Source organism: Streptomyces hydrogenans (assembly GCF_014656075.1).
GTDB lineage: Bacteria > Actinomycetota > Actinomycetes > Streptomycetales > Streptomycetaceae > Streptomyces > Streptomyces hydrogenans.
This window is the reverse complement of sequence record NZ_BNBS01000140.1, coordinates 1-20061: the sequence shown is the minus strand read 5'-3', so window position 1 is coordinate 20061 and position 20061 is coordinate 1. Positions and strand designations below refer to the sequence as shown.

17 protein-coding genes are annotated in these 20061 nt (G+C 73.4%); 4 read left to right on the top strand and 13 right to left on the bottom strand.

What is annotated here, in order from left to right:
- Positions 1-200: 200 nt before the first annotated feature.
- Positions 201-1790, top strand: coding sequence for a hypothetical protein (locus IE321_RS35690; RefSeq protein WP_190225970.1), 1590 nt, complete (start codon positions 201-203; stop codon positions 1788-1790).
- A gap of 66 nt (positions 1791-1856) precedes the next feature.
- Here IE321_RS35690 and IE321_RS35685 read toward each other — a convergent pair whose 3' ends face one another.
- From IE321_RS35685 to IE321_RS35670, 4 genes are all read right to left on the bottom strand, one after another.
- Positions 1857-2654 carry a VOC family protein gene (locus IE321_RS35685; protein ID WP_190225969.1) on the bottom strand — a complete coding sequence of 266 codons (798 nt, stop codon included), beginning with the start codon at positions 2652-2654 and terminating at the stop codon, positions 1857-1859.
- Positions 2655-2775: 121 nt separating this feature from the next.
- On the bottom strand, positions 2776-3285 hold the full coding sequence (locus IE321_RS35680) for an NUDIX domain-containing protein (RefSeq protein WP_190225968.1): 510 nt from the start codon (positions 3283-3285) through the stop codon (positions 2776-2778).
- Positions 3282-4226: a universal stress protein gene (locus IE321_RS35675; protein WP_190225967.1), complete on the bottom strand. Its 945-nt coding sequence runs from the start codon at positions 4224-4226 to the stop codon at positions 3282-3284. The genes IE321_RS35680 and IE321_RS35675 overlap by 4 nt, the downstream gene beginning before the upstream one ends.
- Positions 4227-4280: 54 nt before the next feature.
- Positions 4281-4691, bottom strand: a complete 411-nt coding sequence (locus IE321_RS35670) for a DUF5997 family protein (RefSeq protein ID WP_043228663.1) — start codon at positions 4689-4691, stop codon at positions 4281-4283.
- 111 nt (positions 4692-4802) lie between these two features.
- Between IE321_RS35670 and IE321_RS35665 the strand changes: the two genes are divergently transcribed.
- Entirely contained in the window at positions 4803-5594 is a 792-nt protein-coding gene (locus tag IE321_RS35665; protein WP_190225966.1) for a LysR family substrate-binding domain-containing protein, read from the top strand.
- Between the two features lie 74 nt (positions 5595-5668).
- The gene (locus IE321_RS35660; protein ID WP_190225965.1) at positions 5669-6247 is read left to right on the top strand and encodes a Type-2Aa cytolytic delta-endotoxin; all 579 of its coding nucleotides are present in this window, start codon (positions 5669-5671) and stop codon (positions 6245-6247) included.
- A gap of 40 nt (positions 6248-6287) precedes the next feature.
- Here IE321_RS35660 and IE321_RS35655 read toward each other — a convergent pair whose 3' ends face one another.
- The 7 genes from IE321_RS35655 to IE321_RS35625 all read right to left on the bottom strand — a co-directional run bounded on the left by IE321_RS35655 (position 6288) and on the right by IE321_RS35625 (position 16487).
- Positions 6288-6827, bottom strand: a complete 540-nt coding sequence (locus IE321_RS35655) for a DUF6328 family protein (protein WP_043228657.1) — start codon at positions 6825-6827, stop codon at positions 6288-6290.
- 86 nt (positions 6828-6913) lie between these two features.
- The gene (locus IE321_RS35650) at positions 6914-8572 is read right to left on the bottom strand and encodes an FAD-dependent oxidoreductase (protein WP_190225964.1); all 1659 of its coding nucleotides are present in this window, start codon (positions 8570-8572) and stop codon (positions 6914-6916) included.
- 33 nt (positions 8573-8605) lie between these two features.
- Positions 8606-9511, bottom strand: coding sequence for an AurF N-oxygenase family protein (locus tag IE321_RS35645; RefSeq protein WP_190225963.1), 906 nt, complete (start codon positions 9509-9511; stop codon positions 8606-8608).
- Positions 9512-9719: 208 nt separating this feature from the next.
- The gene (locus IE321_RS35640) at positions 9720-11489 is read right to left on the bottom strand and encodes a S8 family peptidase (RefSeq protein WP_381275009.1); all 1770 of its coding nucleotides are present in this window, start codon (positions 11487-11489) and stop codon (positions 9720-9722) included.
- A gap of 238 nt (positions 11490-11727) precedes the next feature.
- Positions 11728-14712 carry a carbohydrate binding domain-containing protein gene (locus tag IE321_RS35635; RefSeq protein ID WP_190225961.1) on the bottom strand — a complete coding sequence of 995 codons (2985 nt, stop codon included), beginning with the start codon at positions 14710-14712 and terminating at the stop codon, positions 11728-11730.
- Between the two features lie 169 nt (positions 14713-14881).
- Entirely contained in the window at positions 14882-15754 is an 873-nt protein-coding gene (locus IE321_RS35630; RefSeq protein ID WP_190225960.1) for a DUF4344 domain-containing metallopeptidase, read from the bottom strand.
- Positions 15755-16067: 313 nt separating this feature from the next.
- Positions 16068-16487, bottom strand: a complete 420-nt coding sequence (locus IE321_RS35625; RefSeq protein ID WP_051842584.1) for a MarR family winged helix-turn-helix transcriptional regulator — start codon at positions 16485-16487, stop codon at positions 16068-16070.
- A 194-nt stretch (positions 16488-16681) separates the two neighbouring features.
- Here IE321_RS35625 and IE321_RS35620 point away from each other — a divergent pair, with 194 nt between their 5' ends.
- On the top strand, positions 16682-18130 hold the full coding sequence (locus tag IE321_RS35620; protein WP_190225958.1) for an MFS transporter: 1449 nt from the start codon (positions 16682-16684) through the stop codon (positions 18128-18130).
- Between the two features lie 63 nt (positions 18131-18193).
- Here the strand turns inward: IE321_RS35620 and IE321_RS35615 are convergent, their stop codons facing one another.
- A complete protein-coding gene (locus IE321_RS35615) occupies positions 18194-19018 on the bottom strand; it encodes a VOC family protein (RefSeq protein WP_190225957.1) in 825 nt (274 codons plus the stop codon).
- Positions 19019-19124: 106 nt separating this feature from the next.
- On the bottom strand, positions 19125-20061 hold a 937-nt coding region (locus tag IE321_RS35610), incomplete at its 5' end, for a HEAT repeat domain-containing protein (protein WP_190225956.1).

Below are 20061 nucleotides of genomic sequence, written 5' to 3'. Positions count from 1 at the left end.
GCCGATGGTACTGCAGGGGGGACCCTGTGGGAGAGTAGGACGCCGCCGAACAATCTTTAGCCTCAACCCCCGGACTCCGTCCGGGGGTTGAGGCATTTTTGCGTTCATACGAATCCTGGGGCGCTTCGCTTCCCTTCTCCAGGGGGCGGGCCTAGCGTCGGCGGCCGGCGCGACTGTCGGTCCGATCCCTAGGAGCTGTCTTGAGCACACGTCTCCCCCGACGCCGGGGGCGCGCGGCGGTCGTCACCACCGCCCTCGCCGCCTTACTCCTGGCGGGCTCGGCGCCTGTCGCCCAGGCCGACGAGATACCGCTCGCGCTCGGACACCGGCTGGTCGACCACTACGAAGGGGCCCCGGCCACCGCCCGACCGCTGCCCGGAGCCGGACCGGCCCAGCATCCGTACCTCGCCCCCAACGGGCGCAGCGGGATGCACGCCGACGGGGCCGGCAGCGGGACCCACCCGTACCCGGCGCCGCTCGGTCGGAAGCCCGAGGTCACCAGCGAACAGATCGCCCCCGTCGGCGGGGAGTGCGCGACCGCCACCTTCGACGCCGGCGGGCGGCTCGTCACCGTCTGCGGGACGTTCACCGGCTTCCTGCTGAAACTCCTCGACCCCCGCACCCTGGACACGCTCGCCGAGCACGAGCTGCCGCAGCGTTCCTCCACCGTCGAGGCCGTCACCCGGCTCGACTTCGGGAAGATCTTCAAGGACACGTCCGGCGGGGCCTACTTCTACCTGGACGACCGCGACCGGGTGGTCCTCGCCGACTCCCGGCAGCACGTGCTGCGGATCGCGCACGGGCAGAAGGCCGACGGCAGCTGGGAGTTCACCGTCGAGAACGACTGGGACCTCACTCCGCTGGTGCCGCACGACTGCGTCAGCTGGACGAACCTCTTCCCCGACGGCGAGTGCGACCCCGTCACCTCCGTGATGCCCGACTGGGACGGGCGGATCTGGTGGGTCACCCGGCTCGGGCGGGTCGGGACCGTCGACCCCGCCACCGGGACGCCGCGGGCGATCCGGCTCGACGGGGAGGAGATCCAGAACTCCTTCTCCGTCGCCGAGGACGGCGTCTCCATCGTCACCGACCACGCGCTGTACTCCTTCCGGGCCGGCGACGACGGGACGCCGGAGGTCGTCTGGCGGGAGGAGTACGACCGGGGGACCGGGACCAAGCCCGGATCCGTGAACCAGGGGTCCGGGACCACGCCCGACCTCTTCGGCAGCCGTGACGCGTACGTGGCCATCACCGACAACGCCGACGACCGGATGAACGTCCTCGTCTACCGGCGGGGCGCCGACGTGCCGGCGGAGGAGCGGCTCGTGTGCGAGGTGCCGGTCTTCCGGTCCGGGGCCTCGACCACCGACAACTCCCTGATCAGCTGGGGCGACAGCCTCGTGGTGGAGAACAACTACGGGTACGAGAACCCCTCGTCGCTCGGGTTCGGGCGCAGCGTCACCGGAGGGGCGACCCGGATCGACGTGCGGGCCGACGGCAGCGGGTGCGACGTCGTCTGGGAGAGCGACGTGCGGTCGCCGTCCACCGTGCCCAAGCTCTCCACCGCCAACGGGCTGCTCTACTTCTACGAGAAGCGGCCCAGCAACCTCGGGATCGACGCCTGGTACCTGACGGCCGTCGACTTCCGCACCGGAGGACGGGTCTTCTCGCGGTTCACCGGCACCGGACTCGCCTACAACAACAACTGGGCGCCGATCACGCTCGGGCCCGACGGCACCGCCTACGTCGGGGTCTTCAACGGGATCGTCGCCGTGCGCGACACCGCCTGAGGCCGGACGGAGGTGGCGCGGCGTCCCTCGGCCGGGGCGCCGCGCCGGTTCCGTACCCCCGGGCGGTCACACCATGGGCGGCATCTCGCCGACCGTCGTGCGGACGTCGATCACGGCGAAGGCGGCGCCCTGGGGGTCCAGGACGGCGGCGAAGCGGCCGAAGGGGCTGTCCATCGGGCCGAAGAGCTTGCGCCCGCCGGCGCGTTCGGCGGCGGTGACCGCCAGGTCGCAGTTGTCGACGGCGAAATAGATCTGGACGTAGTTCGGGACCTCCGGAGGGAAGTCGGAGGCGGTCATCCTCATGCGGCCGAGAAGGGGGTCGGCGCCCAGGTCGAAGACCTTGTAGTCCATGTCCTCGCCGGTCATCCTCTTCGTGTCGTAGCCGAAGACGCTGGTGAAGAAGGCGTCGGACTTCGCGGGCTCGCGCGTGAAGACCTCGGCCCACACGTAGGAGCCGGACTCCCCTTCGAGCTCGAAGCCCTCGTGGACGCCGGCCTGCCAGAGGCCGAAGACCACGCCCGACGGGTCCCGGGCGATGCACATCGCGCCGAAGTCGCCCACCTTCATCGGCTCCATCAGGATCGTTCCGCCCGCCGCCCTGATCTTCTCCGCCGTGGCGTCGACGTCGTCGGAGGCGAGGTAGAGACACCAGGCCGACTGGGGCGGGGTGTCGCCGCCGGGCATCGGCGGGACGACGGCGGCGACCGCCTTCCCGTTCTTGTACGCCTGGGTGTAGTTGCCGAACTCCGTCGCCGCCTCGCCGAAGGTCCAGCCCAGCACGTCGGCGTAGAACGTCTTGGCGCCCTCGGCGTCGGTGAACATCGCGTCGGTCCAGATCGGGGTGCCCTCAGGTCGTGCGGCCATGACGTGACTCTCGCTTCCGATCGGTGACGTTTTGCGTGGCTCGTGGCCCCTGCCCACGCTAGTCACGACCGGCCCGGGCCGCGCGGTGGCGCGCGGTCGGGCATCGGCGCGGTCGCGGGGGTCAGTGCGGGAGGCGGCTGAGGCCGTAGCGGTGGAACGGGGCCCGGGGGAGGGTCAGGTCGGGGCGCCAGGCCGCGAGGACCTGCGCGGACGGCAGGAAGAGGGCCGGCGGCAGTGCGTCGGGGGAGGTCCAGCGCCAGCGTGCGATCTTCGCGGGCTCGGCCACGGCGGGGGTTCCCTCGAAGGTCCGCACCACCGTGGCGGCCGTCAGCCGGGTCAGCCGCGACGAGGTCACCGTGTCGAGGAGCAGGCCGATCACCTCCACGTCGGCCGGCCCGGTGCGCAGCGTGGTCTCCTCGGCCAGCTCGCGGGCCGCGGCCTCCTCGATCGACTCGCCGGGCTCCACCCCGCCGCCCGGGAGCTCCCAGACGCCCGAGTGGTCCAGGCCGAGCAGAACCCGGCCGTCGCCGTCCAGGACGACGATCCCGGCGCCCAGCGCGGCGCTCGGGGTCGGTGGGCGGGTGTTGCGGGCGGCGGCCGCGGGATCGGAGGCGTACACGTCGGGCGTCATGCGCCCTGTCTACCAGGTGGCGTGGGTGGGACCACCGCCACCGGGCAGGCCGCGTGGTGGAGCACCGCGTGCGCCACCGAGCCCACCAGGAGGTCCGCGATGCGGTGGCGGTGGTGCCGGCCCACGACCAGGAGGGCCGCGTCGGCGGAGGCGTCGACCAGCAGGCCGGCCGCGTCGCCCGGCGCCACGGTCTTGACCAGCTTCACGTCCGGCCGGTGCTCGGCGAAGGGGCGCAGCCGGTTCTCCAGCTCGCGCCGGGCCTCGGACAGCAGCTCCTCGGTGTCGTCTGCGAGGGGGAGCGGCGGTGGCATCTGGAACGCCGGCGCGGGGGAGGCGGCCACCGCGGACGGGGTCGGCGGGAGGCGGAGCGCCGTCATGGCCTCCAGGGGTACGCGGCGGAGCGCGGCCGTCTCGAAGGCGAAGTCGATCACCTCGTCCGGGGTCTCCTCCGGGTGCAGGCCGAGCAGGACGCGGCCGGCGTCCGGGCCGCTGTCCAGGGACGAGGTCCTGGCCTCGTGGGGGACCACCACCAGCGGACAGGGCGCGCGGGCGGCCAGCGACCGGCCGGTGGAGCCGAGCAGGAGACTGGCGAAGCCGCCGTGGCCGCGTGAGCCCGTCACCAGGAGGCGGGCGCCGCGGGCGGCCTCGGGAAGGACGTCGGTGACGGTGCCGTCCAGGGAGGCGTAGCGCACGGGGACGGCGTGGCCGCGGTCCTCGACGACGGTCCGGACCGCGTCCAGGACCGTGTCGGGCAGCTCCGGCTCCGTGCCCAGCGAGGCGATCCGGGCCGCGCCCAGCTGGAGGGCGTCGGAGCGGACGTGAGCCACGACGAGCGGGGCGGCCAGCGCCTCGGCGGCGCCCAGGGCCCACGAGAGGGCGCGGAGACTGTGCTCGGAGCCGTCCACGGCGGCGACGACGGGCGGATCGCTCTCCAGGTTCATGAGGGAATGCCTCCCTCGTGCGGCGCCGCGCCACGCCGGTGGGTCAGGAGCGGATCAGGCGTCCTGCTCGCGGGCGGCCCGGTCGGCCTCGCGCTGGGCGTTGCGCTCCTTGATGCGGACGGTCTCCTTGCGGACGTCGGCCTGGGTGGCGCGCTCCTTGACCAGCCACTCCGGGGCCTCGGCCTTGATGGCCTCGATCTGCTCGGTGGTCAGGGCCTCGGTGATCCCGCCGCGGGCGAGGCCGGAGATGGAGATGCCCAGCTTGGAGGCGACCACGGGGCGCGGGTGCGGGCCGTTGAGCCGCAGCTCCTTCAGCCAGGCCGGCGGGTTCGCCTGGAGCTCGTTCAGCTCGGAGCGCGAGACGACACCCTCCTGGAACTCGGCGGGGGTGGCCTCGAGGTACACACCCAGCTTCTTGGCCGCGGTGGCCGGCTTCATCGTCTGGGAGCTCTGCTGCGTCGTCATGGGTCAAGGGTATCGAGGACCCGGACCTCCTCCGACCACGGTCGCCCTCCGACCTGCGCCGACGGGTCCGCCCGCGCGGGTGGGCGGCCCGGCGGCGGGTAATCTTGCGGGGTGACAGACTCCCCGCTCGCCCCCGCCCCCGACAGCACGTCCTTCCGGCTCGCCTACGTGCCCGGGGTGACGCCCTCGAAGTGGGTGCGGATCTGGGAGCAGCGGCTGCCCGACGTGCCGCTCAGGCTCGTGCAGGTCACGCCCGGCGAGGTCTGCGGGCTGCTGAGGGACGGCGGCGCCGACGCCGCGCTCCTGCGGCTGCCGGTCGACGGCGAGGACCTGAGCGCGATCCCGCTGTACGAGGAGACGAGCGTGGTGATCCTGCCCAAGGACCACCACTTCGCCGCGGCCGAGGAGCTGGCCCCCGAGGACCTGGCGGAGGAGCTGGTGCTGCACCCGCTCGATGACACCCTCGGCTGGGAGGCGCCACCCGGGCTGCCCGCGTTCCAGCGGCCCGAGACGACCGCCGACGCGGTCGAGCTGGTCGCCGCCGGGGTGGGACTGCTCGTCGCCCCGCAGTCGCTGGCGCGGCTGCACCACCGCAAGGACCTCACGTACCGCACGATCGACGGTGTGCCGCAGTCGCGGGTCGCGCTCTCCTGGCCGAAGGCCGAGGAGGCCCCCGACCTGGTGGAGGAGTTCATCGGGATCGTGCGGGGCCGGACGGTCAACAGCACCCGGGGGCGGCGCGCGGAGGCCCAGAAGGGGCAGAAGGCCGTGAAGGCCGCCCCGAAGCCCGCGAAGAAGGCGGCGGGGGCGAAGCCGGCCCGGTCCCAGAAGCCCGTGAAGCCCGCCAAGGGCAAGGGCGGCGGTGCCGCCGGGCGCGGCGGGAAGCCCCGCCGCGGGCGCTGAGCGGAGCCCTCGGCATACTCCTCCTGATGATCGACTGCCCGCTCCGGCGGGCGACGAGAGAACAGGAGAAGCCTTTGGCCGCCAGTTTCAGGACCGTCGTCGAGGTGGCGCCCGACCGGCTCGACGAGGCCCGGTCGATCGACCGGGTCTTCCAGGAGGCGATCGCCCCCGCCACCGTCAACTTCGACTTCGAGGCCATCCACCGGGCGGCCGCCGCCGTCCCGGACAGCACCATCGTCCGGATGGTGCGCGGCTGGGGCCTCAAGGAGTACGCGCCGCTGCTCGTCATGGTGCTCTCGCTGAAGGAGGCCGTCCGTCAGGCCCTGCCGGCCGAGTGCGCGGAGGCGGGTTTCTGGGAGACGGTGGAGCGGGAGCTGGTCGCCGCGTTCACCGGGATCGGGGAGCAGGAGGGGCAGCCGGGGCTGTCGTTCTACGAGGAGTCGCCGGAGCGCACCCGCTACTACCGTGACCTCTTCTTCGCCCTCCAGGACGACGGCGCGGGCGGGGCGCTGCACGCGCTCGCGTTCTGTGTGGACGTGACCGTCGAGCTGCCGAAGGAGCGGGTCCTCGGGCTCGGTCTGACGGACACGGCGCCGTTCACCGTCGGGCTCAACGCGATCGTGCTGCGGCGTCCGCTCGCCGTCGCCGCCTGATCCGGCACCTTCCGCCGGCCCGCCGTCCCGGGCCGGATCCTCAGTGGGGCCAGGGGCCGTAGTTGTCGCCCGTGCCGCCGTTCCCCTTCCCTCCGTTCGTGCCGTTCCGCCGGGCGAGGAGGGGCACCATGAACCAGCAGAGCGCCAGCCACAGCGCCATCACGACGACCAGCCAGAGCGCGAGGGCGTCGTCCAGCACCATCCGCATGATCAGCAGGAACGTCGACACCATCGTCAGGTAGAGCAGCACCAGGCCGACCAGCGTCAGGCGCGCCGCCCAGTTCACCGTCTCCGGTTTGAGCCGGCGTCCCGCCACCAGCCGGTGCACCGCGACCGGGGCGACGAGCGCCCCCGTGGTCGCCGCTCCCAGGAACACCGTGACCACGTAGATGGTCCGGTCGGTGGTGCCCAGCTCGGCGAAGCGCGGCTGGAAGACGACGGCGACCAGGAAGCCGAAGAGGATCTGGGTGCCCGTCTGGGCGACCCGCAGTTCCTGGAGGAGTTCGTTCCAGCGCCGGTCGGCCCGTTGCGCGGGACTCTCACCGCGGCCGTCGTCGTGCGGGACCCCTTGGCTGGCCATACGGGGCGAGTGCCCCCACGCTCGCCCCGTATGCCTTCCCGCTCGGGTGCGCCTTCTCCGCGCGCACCCCGTCCGTGTCGGCCCGGTCAGCCGACCGGGCCGCGCAGCCGGTTCCGGCGGGCGGCGGCGACCAGCTCGGGGACGGTCGTGAGCTTGACCCGGGGCCGGCCGGCGGCCGCGCCCCTGGCGCGTTCGGCGAGGCCGAGGGCGGCGAGGCCGCCGGCGTCCACGAGTCGGCCGCTGCGGCTGCGGGCGAGGCGGCCGAAGGCCCGCGCGGAGCCGGTCGGCTTCGGGAGGCGGCCGTCCACGGCGTCGGCGAGGAGGCTGCCGACGGTCTCGGCGGCGCAGCTCCGGTTGGCGCCGATGCCGCCGGAGGGGCCGCGCTTGATCCAGCCGACGACGTAGGTGCCGGTCATGCCGTCGACGCGGCCCGCGGTGTGCGGGACGGTGCCGGTGGTCTCGTCGAAGGGGAGTCCGGCGAGGGGGACGCCCCGGTAGCCGATGGCGCGGACGAGGAGGCCAGCCGGGATGTCGGCGGGGCCGTCGGGGCCGCCGGCGCGGACCGCGCGGACCGTGTCCGGGCCGAGGGCTTCGGCGGGTGCCGAGTGGAAGCGCAGGACGATCCGGCGCCGTCCGGTGTCGGGGCCTCGCGTCCAGTCGACGGTCTCGCGGGCCGTGCCCTGGAGGAGGGCGGCCTTGTCGCCGGGGGCGGCGGTGTCGATGGCCTCGGCGATCCGGGGGTCGTGGGTGTCGACGACGAGGTCGACGCCGGGGACGTGCCCGAGGGCGAGGATCTCGGAGGCGGTGTACGCGGCGTCCTCGGGTCCGCGCCGGCCGAGCAGCACGACCTCGCGGAGCCGGGAGCCGCGCAGGGCGGCGAGGGCGTGGTCGGCGATGTCGGTGCCGGCCAGGGTGTCGGGGTCGGAGACGAGGATGCGGGCGACGTCGAGGGCGACGTTGCCGGTGCCGACGACCACGGCCCGTTCGGCCGTGCCCAGGGAGACGGCTTCGGGCGCGGTCTCCGGGTGGGCGTTGTACCAGGAGACGAGGGAGGTCGCGGAGAGGCTGCCGGGGAGGTCCTCGCCGGGGATGCCGAGGCGCCGGTCGGACGGGGCGCCGACCGCGTACACGACCGCGTCGTGGTGGGCGGCCAGCTCCTCGGGGGTGACGTCCTTGCCGATCTCCACGCCGAGCCGGACGGTGGCCCGGGGGTGGGTGTGGAAGCGGGCGAGGGTGTCGCCCGCGCCCTTGGTGGCCGGGTGGTCGGGGGCCACGCCGTAGCGGAGGAGTCCGCCGGCGACCGGGAGCCGGTCGATGAGGGTGACCTCGGCGTTGGTGTGCAGGAGGAGGTCCTCGGCGGCGTACATGCCGGCGGGGCCGGTGCCGACGACCGCGACCCGGATCGGGGCGAAGTCGGAGGGCAGGGAGCGTCCGAAGGCGGGCTCGCCCCAGGGGTGGAAGGTGGGAGAGGCGAGCACGGGGGCGGGTTCGCGGCCCTCGTAGTGGGTGGCGTTGATCTCCTCGTACCGCTTCAGGGGTCCGGTGAGCCGGTCGACCGGGAAGATCGCGTCGACCGGGCAGGCGTCGGCGCAGGCTCCGCAGTCGATGCAGCTCTTCGGGTCGATGTAGAGCATCTCGGTGGTGCCGAAGTCGGGTTCCTCGGGCGTCGGGTGGATGCAGTTGACCGGGCAGACGGCGACGCAGGTGGCGTCGGAGCAGCAGGTCTGGGTGATGGCGTAGGTCATGTCGGCGGCTCGGCTCGGCTCGTCGGGGGCGGGTCAGAGGAGGTGGGCGCGCTGGTAGAAGCGGATGGCCGGGCGGGTCAGCATGCCGACGTCGCCGAGGAACTCCATGAGGCCGGAACAGCTGGCGCGGAGCCGGGCCTTGTAGTGCTCGTTGGCGGCCGCCTCGCGGCGGGCGCGCTCGGGGTCGAGGCCGGCCCGGACGTACACCTCGGGGTTCACCAGGCTGGTGATGATGTAGTACGCGGCGATGGCGACGATCAGGGCCTGGAGGTGGCGGCGGGCGCGGCCGGCGCGGGCGAGGTGGCGGCGGGTCTCGTCCCGGGCGAACTTCATGTGCCGGGATTCCTCGACGACGTGGATGTTGTTGATGGTGCGCACGAAGGGGACCACCCGCTCGTCGCGCATCCAGTCGCGCTGCATGACGTCGAGGACCTCCTCGGCGACGAGGATGCCGGCGTAGGCCGCCTCGCCGAAGCCGACGGTCTTCATGACCCGGCCGAGCTCCATGACGGCCCGCTTGGGGCGGTAGGCGGGGGCGCCGAGCTTCTGGGAGCCGCGGGCGAACATGATCGAGTGGCGGCACTCGTCGGCGATCTCGGTGAGCGCCCACTGGAAGCGGGGGTCGGTGTGGTCGGTGCGGTAGATGTCCCGCAGCACCATCTGCTGGAGGATCATCTCGAACCAGATGCCGGTGGAGGCGACGGAGGCGGACTCCTGGCGGGTCAGCTCCTTTTGCTGCTCCTCGGTCATCTCGTTCCAGTAGGCGGTGCCGTAGAGGCTGTTCCACTCGGGGCTCTGGCCGTGGAAGTCCTTGTCGAGGGGGGTGTCCCAGTCGACCTCGACGGCGGGGTCGTAGCTGAGCTTGGCGGCCGACCGGAGGAGCCGTTCGGCGACGTCGTCCTGGTCGTGGTTGTCCGGGCGAACGGTGCTGCTGGCCATGGTTGCGGCTCCCTGGGTCACGCGGTCGGCTCGTGGTCGTCCCTCGCTTGTTAGACACCGCGTCTAGCAAGCTTGTTAGACGGAACGTATAGCAAGGGGGTCGCGCGGGCTACCCCCCGGTACGGACTTTCTGGGCCGGGCACGCGAAAGGGGGCCGGAGCGCGGGCGCTCCGGCCCCCCTCGGGGAACCGTGATCAGCGGGCGGTGATCAGAAGGTCAGGTTCCAGGCGTCGATCTTCCCGGTGTCCGCGCTCGCGTTGTCGCTGACGCGGAGCTTCCAGACGCCGTTGGCCACCTCGGAGGAGGCGTTGACCGTGTACGTCTGGACGATGTTGTCGGTGCCGCTGCCGGTCCGGTTGTGCAGGTTGTAGACCGAGCCGTCCGGGGCGATCAGGTCGACCTTGAGGTCACCGATGTAGGTGTGCTTGATGTCCACGCCCACCTTGAGGGTGGCCGGCGCGTTGCCGGTCACGCCGCTGACGGTGATCGCGCTCTCGACGGTGGTGTTGTCGGGGACGGTCACGTCGGTGAGGTTCTCGAAGTACTTCCCGGGCGGCGGGGTCGAGCCGCCGACGGCCTTGAGGGCGTCCACCCGGCCCTCGCCGAAGAAGCTGTTCTTCGCCGTGGTGCCGGTGCAGCGGGCGTCCGACGGGCAGGCCAGGTCGGTGGCGTGCTCGCCGAGCTTGGCGCGGAGGTCGGCCGGGGTGTACGCCGGGTTGGCGCTGGCCAGCAGGGCGGCGACGCCCGCGACGTGCGGGGAGGCCATCGACGTACCGCTCAGCGAGGAGTACTTGCCGCCGGGGACCGTGCTGTAGACGGACTCGCCGGGCGCCGAGACCTCGATGACGTCACGGCCGTAGTTGGAGAAGGACGCCTTGGACGTGCCGCTGGTGCCGTTGGCGGCGACGGTGACCACGCCCGGCAGCTCGGCCGGGATGTCGAGGCAGTCGTTGGTGATCGTGCGGCTCACCGGCGTCGAGTCGTTGGGGCTCGACGAGTCGGTGGTCTTGTTGGCCAGGTCGACGTTGGAGTTGCCGGCCGCCGCGACCTGGAGCGAGCCCTTGCCGTCGGCGTACGCCTGGGCACGGCCCACGCCCTCCAGGATGGCCGCCTGGTCGAGGTTGTTCGGGCAGTTGAACTGCCACGGGTCCGTGTAGTAGCTGTTGTTGGTGACCTTGAAGCCGTGGTCACCGGCCCACACCAGGCCGCAGATGGTGTTCTCGGCGAAGAAGAGGGTGCTGCCGGGCTCGGCGATGCGCACCGAGGAGATCTTCACGCCCGGCGCGACGCCGATGGCGCCCTTGCCGTTCTTGGCCGCCGCGACCGTGCCGGCCACGTGGGTGCCGTGCTGGTCGACGTCGCGCCAGGCGCCGGCGCGGGTGTCGGCCTTGCCGTAGGCGCAGGAGACCGAGTCGGCGGCGTTGAAGTTCGGCGCCAGGTCCTGGTGCTGGTCGTCGACGCCGGTGTCCAGGATGCCGACCTTCACGGTGGCGGAGCCCGGGTTGACGGCCCACGCCTGGTCGGCCTTGATCTGGGTCATGTCCGAGCGCACGGGCTCGGTCGTCGGGGCCGCGGACTGCGCCGGGTTGGCGGGCAGCGCCGGGTTGTACGCGTCGGCCGGGACGTCCGAGGTGCGCGTCGCGCCGACCTTCTGCACGCCCGCGACGCCGCGCATCGTGGTGGCGAAGGAGGCGGAGGTCGAGTGGGCGACGACCACGCCGATGGCGTCGAAGGAGGAGAAGACCGAACCGCCGTTGGCGGCCACGGCGTTGCGGACCGCGGTGGTGTCACCGGGAGCGGTGATGACCAGGTAGGCGCGGGTCCCGGCGGCCCAGGCGGCCGGGGCCGCGGGCGCCTGCTGCGCGGCGCGGGCGTTCGCGGTGAAGGCCGCGAGCGGCTCGTTGTCGAGCGGGGCGGCCTGGGCGAGGGAGACCGGGCCCGCGAGGGCCAGGGTCGTGCCGAGGGCGATCGCCGCGATTCTCATCCGGCCGGATATGTGGGAAAACAATGCGTCCTCCGATGGCCCGGTGGCGCGGGTGGCGCCGGCCGGGCCCTGTGATGTGTGGGGTGGACGCAAGATCCCAGACGGGCGGGGCGGAGGGAAGGCTTCTGTCCGACAAGCCCGTTCGCGTAACAAAATCTTGACTTGAACATGTCGAAAAGGGGGCGGATTTCCTTCTCCGCCCCCTCCTCGCGCGACTACTTCGGGCGGGCGGTCACTTCAGGTACGGACCAGCCGTGCCGATCTTCCCGGGGCCGTTCAGGACGTACACCCGCAGGTTGCCCTTGCCGGGCGCGCCGACCGACAGGGTGCCGTTGGTGACGGTCCGCACGTCACCGGTGACGGCGTCGGTGTAGGTGCCGTTGGGGATGCCGTTGTAGGTGGCGCCGCCGGAGACCGTCACGAGGGCGAAGCTGTCAGTGGAGCCGCTGGTGTAGCGGCGCTTGAAGGCCATGCCGCCCGAGATGCCCTCGGTGGAGTACTGGCCCGTCTGGAGCGCGGGGATCGCCCGCCGGATCTCGTTGAGCCGCTGGACGTGCTTGACCAGGGGCTGCTGGAGGGTGGTCGCGACCTGGCCGCTCGCCGCGGAGACCTTCGAGAAGTCGGAGGCGGTGACGGTGCCGGCCACGTGGTCGCCGTAGTACGCGCGGCCGGTGGTCGCCAGCGGGCAGCTGGGCCCGCAGTCGATCTTCGCGCCCTTCTGGAACTCGATCTCGGAGCCGTAGTAGAGCGTCGGGATGCCGCGGAAGGTCCACATCAGCGACATGTTCTCGGCCCAGGCGTCGGTTCCGCCGGTGTACCGCTCGGAGGACTTGTTGGGGCCGTAGTCGTGGCTGTCGACGTAGACGACGTTGTACGTGGCGTCGTTGTAACTGTCGTCCGAGTCCTTGCCGTTGGAGAAGGCGTTCTGCGCGTCACCGAAGTTCATGTGCATGCGCATGTCGATGACGTTCATGCCGGAGAAGCGGCTGTGGTCGGGCGCGTGGTAGCTGTTGCCGTCGAGGAAGGCGTTGGTGGAGGTGGGCTGGTTGCCGGTGCCCTGCTGCTGCTCGTAGTCGTACATCTCCAGGGCGGCCTTGGTGTCGTCGGCGTCGTACTCCTTGCGCTCCTTCCAGGTGTAGAACTGCGCGGAGTGGTTGACCGACCCGCGGTTCCACTTGTCGTTGACGAAGGCCGCGACCTCGCCGAAGACGAAGAAGTTCTTCGCAGCCTCGGCGCCGTGCCGCTGTGCGACGCGCTCCTGGATCGCGGGCAGGAAGCGCCGGTTCCAGGTGGTGCGCGGGATGTGCACGGCGGTGTCGACCCGGAAGCCGTCGACGCCCATGTCGATGTACTTGTTGTAGGCGCCGATCAGGTAGTTCTGGACGGTCGCCTTCTCGGTGTCGAAGTCCGCCAGGTCCTCGTGCAGCCAGCAGGAACGGGAGTCCTCGCCCTCCCAGTTGCCGATCCAGCACTGGTGGTAGAGGCCCTTGGGGAACATGCCGGACGTGGGGCTCGGCCACTGGCAGTTGTAGACCGTGTAGCCCTCGGCGCTCTTGCCGCCGGTCGGCTTGCCCCAGTTGACGCAGGTGTTGCCGGTGGGCTCGGCCGTCGACCACAGGTCGCCGTTGTAGTACGACTTTCCGGACTTGGGGTCGACCGTCAGGCCGTCGTACTCGAAGCCGGGCTGCTTCTCGTCGTAGTACCAGCTCCACTGGGTGTCCCGGACGCCGTACACGGTCGGCGTGAACAGGCCCTTGGCGCCCCAGCGCGAGGAGTGGTTGTAGACGACGTCCTGGTAGATCTTCATGCCCTTGGCGTGGGCGGCGTCGATGAGGTCCTGGTAGGAGGCGCCGGCCGACTCCAGGCGCGGATCGACCTTGTAGAAGTCGTACCCGTGGTACCCGTGGTAGTCGTAGTCCGAGCGGTTGAGCACCACCGGGGTGACCCACACGGCGGAGAAGCCGAGGCCCTTGATGTAGTCGAGCTTCTGCACCAGGCCCTTGAAGTCGCCCCGGAACATCGGGTCGTCGTTGGCCGCGTTCCCCGACTTCACGTGCTGGCTGCCGCCCCGGTTGTTGGAGGCGTCGCCGTCGTAGAAGCGGGCGGTGAGGACGAAGTAGATCGGGTCCTTGCGCGGGTCGGTGCCGAGCGGCTTGCCGTTCGCCGGGGCGGTGGGCCTGTCGCCGGTGGTGGCGGTGGCCGGCGCGGAGGCGGCCGAGACGTTCCCGGCGGCGTCCACGGCCTTCACCGTGTACGTGTACGCGGTCCGCTCGGCGAGGTTCGTGTCGGAGAAGACCGTCGAGCCGACGTCCGTGACGACCGTGCCGGTGCTCCCGCCGGTACGGGTGACCTGGTACTTCGTCACGCCCCGGTCGTCGGTGGCGGCGTCCCAGAAGAGCAGGACGGAGACGCCGTCGGCGCTCGCGGTGACGCGGGCCGGGGCGGTGGGCGCCTGGGTGTCGGGCGGGGTGGCGGCGCACGGGTCGGTGGCGTTCGCCGTCACCACCCGGTCCCGGACGGTGGAGGTGCCGGTGCCGATCGTGTAGTCGGAGCCGCCGTTGTTGTCCCACACGCCGTTGCCGTTGTTGAAGGCCGCCTTGAGGGAGGTGGCGGTGGAGAGGTCCAGCTCCCGCTTCCACCAGCCGGTGCACGCCGCCGTCATGCCGAGTCCGGGCACGGCCGTCCACGCGCCGCCGGTCGGCTGGTAGTGGACGTTCACCGTCGACCAGCCGAGGGAGGCCGAGGAGTAGTACACCGTCGCCTTGTTGGAGGCGGGCGGCGGGGTGTCGGCGCACGGGTCGGAGTGGGCGACCGCGCCGTCCTTCACCGTGATGCTCCCGGTGCCGAGGGCGTAGTTCTTGCCCCCGTTGTTGTCCCAGGTGCCGGTGCCGTTGTTGAAGGTGGCCTGGAGCCCCGCGGCGGACCCGAGGCTGACGGTCTTCTTCACCCAGTCGGTACAGGCGGGCTCCATCGCCGTGCCGGGCACGGCGGTCCAGGAGCCGCCGTCGGGCGCGTAATGCAGGTTGTAGGCCGACCAGTTCCTGGTCTTGGTCCAGTAGTAGACCGTCGCGGTGTTCTCGGCTGCGGCCGCCGCCGGGACGGCGTCGAGGGAGGAGGGGGCCGGGCCGGACGGTGCCGCCAGCAGGCCGGTGAGGCCGGCGGCGACGCCGAGCAGCGCGAGGGCGCGCCCTCGCGGCCGTGTGCGGGTGGGGGTCATGCGGACTCCAGACGGAGGCGCGCCGGGGTGGGGGCCGGTGGTGAGGCGGGGATCGGCCCCCTTGGAAGCGCGTGCGGAAACTTGCGGAAAGTTCTTGCGTCGGCGGGAAGTTACCCCCGTGTGGCGCGCGCGTAAAGGGTCCGCGTCGAAGCGGTTCGCATCCTGAGATTCACGGCTGCTTGAGGTGGGGTGCCAGGAGCGTGTGCCAGGAGGAGTCGACGCGCCGGAACTCGGCGGGGCAGAGCGCGGCGCGGTCCCGGGGCAGCACCCCGTCCGGGTTGCCCTCGCCGTCCACCGCGTCGGCGAAGCGCGCGGGATCGGAGCCGTACAGCCAGCAGGCCCAGTTGAAGAAGCGCTGTCCGTCCATCGAGTGGACGTCGGAGTAACCGGCCACGCCCGGATCGCCGCCCTCGGACGCCTCCCACATCGCGCCCCAGGCGTTGATCGCGGAGATCGCGTAGTCGGCGTGCCGCTCGTCGCCGGAGGCGAGCAGGAGGACGGCGAGCTGGTCGACCGCGTCCTCCTCGCGGCCGGTGACGGGCAGGTCGTAGAGGTCGACGAGGGCGTGCCCGAGCTCGTGGAAGAGGACGCCGTTCGAGAGGCCGACGACGTCCTCGTCGACGGCGGCCGCCCGCTCGGCCGGAGTGCCGTCGGTGTCGACGCGGGAGAACACCCGCCGGGCGTCGTCGACGAAGCCGTAGCAGTAGGTGATCCGCCCGGCCTTCTCGTCCCAGTACGGGTTCGGGGCCTCGCAGCTCGCCGCGCGCAGCGGTACGTCCCGGGGCAGGGCGATCCGGGCGTCGGCGTAGGCGGCGGCGTCCTCCAGGACCCGGTGCGCGCGGAGGAAGGCGCGGGCCGCGCGGTCCTCGGGGGACCGGGGCGCGTCGTACGCCACGGCGAGCCGGCCCGTGCCCCGGGCGGGGGCGGACGCGGTGGAGGGGGAGGAGGGTGCCGGGGTGGCGGCGCAGCCGGTGAGCAGCGCCGCCGCGGCGAGCGTTACGGCGAGGAACCGGCCGGGCCGGATGCGGGCGGCGGCGGGCATCGGCGGCACCTCGTCTCGTGGGCGTCCCTGACGACGAGCCTCGCCGCAGCGGACACCGGGAGCGAGCCCGCCGCGCCGGACGGGTGAGGGGTCCCGGCGGGTCGGCCGCGCCGGACGGGTGCGCCGGGCGGCTCGGCCCGCGCCGGGCGGTGGGGCCCCTCGGGCGGTCGGCTCGCGCCGCGTGGGCGAGATCCCTCGACGGGTGGGCCCGTGCCGGGCGGGTGGGAACCCTCGGCGGGTCCGCCGCGCCGGGCGGGCAGGGGGTTCCGGCGGGTGGGCCCGCGCCGGGCCGCCCCTGGCCCCGCCGCCGCTCTCAGGTGCGGGGCCAGGGGCGGCCCTCCAGGCGTTCGATGTCGCGGTTGAAGCGCTCCAGGAAGTCGGCGAAGCGGATCACGTCCTCGGCCGGCCAGTGCTCCATGATCCGTTCGAGGCCGCCGATGTTGAAGGAGCGGTCGGCCTCCAGGCGGCGCTCGCCCTCCTCGGTGATGCGGAACTTGCGGGCGATGCCGCCGTCCGGGTCAGCGATCCGCTCCACGACCCCGGACCGCAGCATCGCCGCGGTCTGCCGGTTGAGGGTGGAGGCGTCGAGCCCGAAGGCGTCGGTGAGCTGCCCGATGGACATCGGCCCGTGCATGCGGATCCGGGTGAGGAGCACGTACGCGCTGCGGTCGAGCCCGCCGGCGCCGACGCGGGTCCGCGGGGCGTGGAGGTGCGAATGCCGGCTCAACAGCATCGTCTCGAACTCGACGCGGTCGGTGGCCGTCTCCACGGCCTCGTCCACGTCCTTCTCCACGGCCTTGTCCACGGGCTTGTCCATGGGGGCATTCTCCCCTGCGGCGAGATGATGTGCATCATACATAGCTTGTGCATCATGCAATTTATGTGCATGATGCACAAGCCTTCTTTCGTCACACCAGGGAGAGACCCGTGGACCGCGCCCAGACCGACGCACGCCCAGGAGGCGTCGTCGGCGTCCTCGCCTTCGCCGGCATCGTGGCGGCACTCATGCAGACCCTCGTGGTGCCGCTCATCGGCGACCTGCCGCGGCTCCTGCACGCCAGCCCCTCCGACGCCTCGTGGGTGATCACCGCCACCCTGCTCGCCGCCGCCGTGGCCACCCCCGTCGCCGGCCGCCTCGGCGACACCCTCGGCAAGCGGACCGTGCTGCTCGCCTCCACCGTCCCCCTGATCGCTGGCTCCGTCGTCTGCGCCCTCGCCGACTCCGTCGTCCCGATGATCGTCGGCCGCGGCCTCCAGGGCCTCGGCATGGGCGTCGTCCCCGTCGGCATCAGCCTCCTCCGGGACGTCCTGCCGCCCGAGAAGCTCGGCGGCTCCATCGCCCTCATGAGCGCCTCCATGGGCGTCGGCGGCGCCCTCGGACTGCCGTTCTCCGCCGCCGTCGCCGAACACGCCAGCTGGCGCGTCCTCTTCTGGGTCGCCGCCGCCCTCAGCGCCGTCGTCGCCGCCCTCATCTGGCGCCGCGTCCCGGCCGGCCGCCGCAACCCGAACCCCGGCCGCTTCGACCTGCCCGGCGCCCTCGGCCTCGGCGCCGGCCTCGTCTCCCTCCTCCTCGCCGTCTCCAAGGGCGCGACCTGGGGCTGGGGCAGCGCCACCACCCTCGGTCTCTTCGCCGCCGCGGCCGTCGTGCTGCTCGCCTGGGGATTCTGGGAGCTGCGCACCCGCGACCCGCTGGTCGACCTGCGCGTCACCGTCCGCCCCGTCGTCCTGCTGACCAACCTCGCCTCGGTGCTCGTCGGCTTCTCCATGTACGCCCAGTCGCTGGTCGTCCCGCAGCTCCTCCAGCTCCCCGAGGCCACCGGCTACGGCCTGGGCCAGTCGATGATGGCGATGGGCCTCTGGATGGCCCCGGCGGGCCTCGCGATGATGGTGCTCGCCCCGCTCGGCGCCAAGCTGTCCGCCGCCCGCGGCCCCAAGGTCACCCTCTCCGTCGGCTCCCTCGTCATCTCCGCCGGATACGCCTCCTCGCTCGCCCTCATGGGCTCCACGTGGGGCCTGCTCGTCGTCACCCTCATCTGCAACACCGGCGTCGGCCTCGCCTACGGCGCGATGCCCGCGCTCATCATGGGTTCCGTCCCCGCCGAGGAGACCGCCTCCGCCAACAGCTTCAACACCCTGATGCGGTCCATCGGCACCTCGGTCTCGGCCGCCGTCATCGGCGTCGTCCTCGCCCAGATGACCACCACCCTCGGCGGCCACACCCTGCCCTCCGAGGGCGGCTTCCGGGCCGCCATGCTGATCGGCGCCGGCGTCGCCCTCCTCGCCTCGATCGTCGCCGCGTTCATCCCCGCCCGGCACACCCCCGCCGGCACCGCCCCCGCCGAGGCCCCCGCCCCGGAGGCCGCCCGGGCCGCCTGATCCCCGGCCGGAGACGGCATGAGCGGTGCGGGTACGAGGCCGGCGGCCCCGTACCCCCACCGCTCACCGCGCGCTGTCCGCCTCCAGCGTGAACAGCGCGCCGTCCGGGTCGCGCACCACCACCCGCCGCTCGCCCCCGCCGGGCGCCGCCGGCTCCCGGGCACCGCCCCACTCGCCGCCCGGCACCACCGAACCGCCGTGCTCCGTCACCGCCGCCACCGAGGCCGCCAGGTCCGGCACCCCGAACCGCACCAGCCAGCGCGGCCTCAGCTGCGGCCGCGGCGACGCCGCCTCCACCGGGCCGCTGTCCAGACGGGCCACCGGCACCCCCGCCCGGCGCAGCACCACCCGGTCCTCCTCGTACGAGGTCTCGCAGCAGCCCGGCTCCTGCTCCGCCCAGCGCAGCACCCCGCCGTAGAACACGGCCGCGTCGAACGCGTCCCGGGTGTGCAGCTCCACCCACGCCGGCGCGCCCCGCTCGGCCACGTGCCAGCGCGACACCAGGCGCCCCTCCCACACGCCGAACGCGGCCCCGTCCCGGTCCGTGGCGAGCGCCGCCCGCCCCTGCGGCGGGTACGCCACCGGGCCGACGCCCACCGTGCCGCCCCGCTCCCGGATCCGGGCCACCGCCGCGTCCGCGTCCTCCACGGCGAAGAACACCGTCCAGGCCACCGGCAGCGCCAGCTCCGCCGCCAGGGGGGCGATCCCCGCGACCGGCGTCCCGTCCCGCTCGCCCACCGCGTACGCCTCGCCCGCCTTCAGCTCGCCGGGCCGGAACGTCCAGCCCAGCACCGCGCCGTAGAACCGCTCCGCCGCGCCCAGATCCCGCGCCGCCAGACTCAGCCAGCACGGCGCGCCCAGCGCCTGTGCCGTCGTCGGCCCCGTCACCGGACCACCTCCTCGACCGAGCGTCCGCCGGCCGGACGCCACCTCGCGCGCCTTCCCCGGCCCGAGGCCCGGCACACCCGGCTTCACCCGACCGGCCCCCCGGCCGTCAGGAGGCCGCCGGGGCGAGACCCCGGGCCGCGTACGCCCGCACGTCGGCGTCCGGATCGGCCGCCGCGGTCGCCAGCGCGGCCCGTGCCTCCGGCGCCGGGGCGTGCCCGAGCAGCGCGAGCACCGCGGCCTTGCGCACATCGGCGTTCCGGTCCGCGAGCCCCTTCGCCAGCGCCGGCACCGCACGCTCCGCACCGGCCGCCCGCAGCGCCGCCGCCTCGCCCGCCCGCACCTGCCAGGCCGGATCGTCCAGCGCCGCCACCGCCCGCTCCGCCAGCGGCGCGGGGCAGCCGGCCACGCCGAGCGCCCCGAAGGCCGCGCCCCGCACCAGCGGGTCCGGGTCGCCGAGCAGCGGGACGAGCGGCCCCGGCTCCGGCGCGGAGACCGCCGCGAGCCCCCGGGCCACCGCCACCCGCACCTCGCGCGCCGGATCGGCCGCGGCACCGGCCAGCGCGGCGACCGCGTCCACGGACACCAGCGCCCGCACCGCCTGGAGGCGCACCTCCGTCGCCGTGTCCGCCAGCGCCGCCGCGTACACCCCGGCGTCGCCCAGCCCGCGGGCCCGCAGCGCCTCGACCGCCACCGCCCGCACCGACGCGTCGGGCACCTCCAGGGCGCCGCGGAGGCCCGCGCCCAGCTCCCCGTCCCCGTCCAGGACCTCCACCAGCTCGCGGAGCGCCCCGACGGCGGCGGACCGCACCGTCGCGTCCGCGTCCCGCAGCCGCGCCGCCAGCGCCGGGCCCGTCCCGGCGGGCACGGTCTCGGCCAGGGCGGTCACCGCCGCGGCCCGCACCTCGGGCTCGGCGTCCGTCAGATACGGCTCCAGGGAGACCAGTTCGGGAGACTCCTCGACGAGGGCGAGCAGGCGCGGCAGGCGCGCGTCGGGGCCGGCGGGCGCGGCCGGCCGGGCGGCCGGAGCGGGCTCCGGGACGGGC

Excerpts from the sequence above, each read along its gene's own strand:
- IE321_RS35630 (WP_190225960.1), bottom strand. The coding sequence starts at position 15,754 with ATGCCCGCCGCCGCCCGCATCCGGCCCGGCCGGTTCCTCGCCGTAACG.
- IE321_RS35670 (WP_043228663.1), bottom strand. The coding sequence starts at position 4,691 with ATGACGACGCAGCAGAGCTCCCAGACGATGAAGCCGGCCACCGCGGCC.
- IE321_RS35645 (WP_190225963.1), bottom strand. The coding sequence starts at position 9,511 with ATGGCCAGCAGCACCGTTCGCCCGGACAACCACGACCAGGACGACGTC.
- IE321_RS35655 (WP_043228657.1), bottom strand. The coding sequence starts at position 6,827 with ATGGCCAGCCAAGGGGTCCCGCACGACGACGGCCGCGGTGAGAGTCCC.
- IE321_RS35635 (WP_190225961.1), bottom strand. The coding sequence starts at position 14,712 with ATGACCCCCACCCGCACACGGCCGCGAGGGCGCGCCCTCGCGCTGCTC.
- IE321_RS35680 (WP_190225968.1), bottom strand. The coding sequence starts at position 3,285 with ATGACGCCCGACGTGTACGCCTCCGATCCCGCGGCCGCCGCCCGCAAC.
- IE321_RS35650 (WP_190225964.1), bottom strand. The coding sequence starts at position 8,572 with ATGACCTACGCCATCACCCAGACCTGCTGCTCCGACGCCACCTGCGTC.
- IE321_RS35685 (WP_190225969.1), bottom strand. The coding sequence starts at position 2,654 with ATGGCCGCACGACCTGAGGGCACCCCGATCTGGACCGACGCGATGTTC.
- IE321_RS35675 (WP_190225967.1), bottom strand. The coding sequence starts at position 4,226 with ATGAACCTGGAGAGCGATCCGCCCGTCGTCGCCGCCGTGGACGGCTCC.
- IE321_RS35625 (WP_051842584.1), bottom strand. The coding sequence starts at position 16,487 with ATGCTGTTGAGCCGGCATTCGCACCTCCACGCCCCGCGGACCCGCGTC.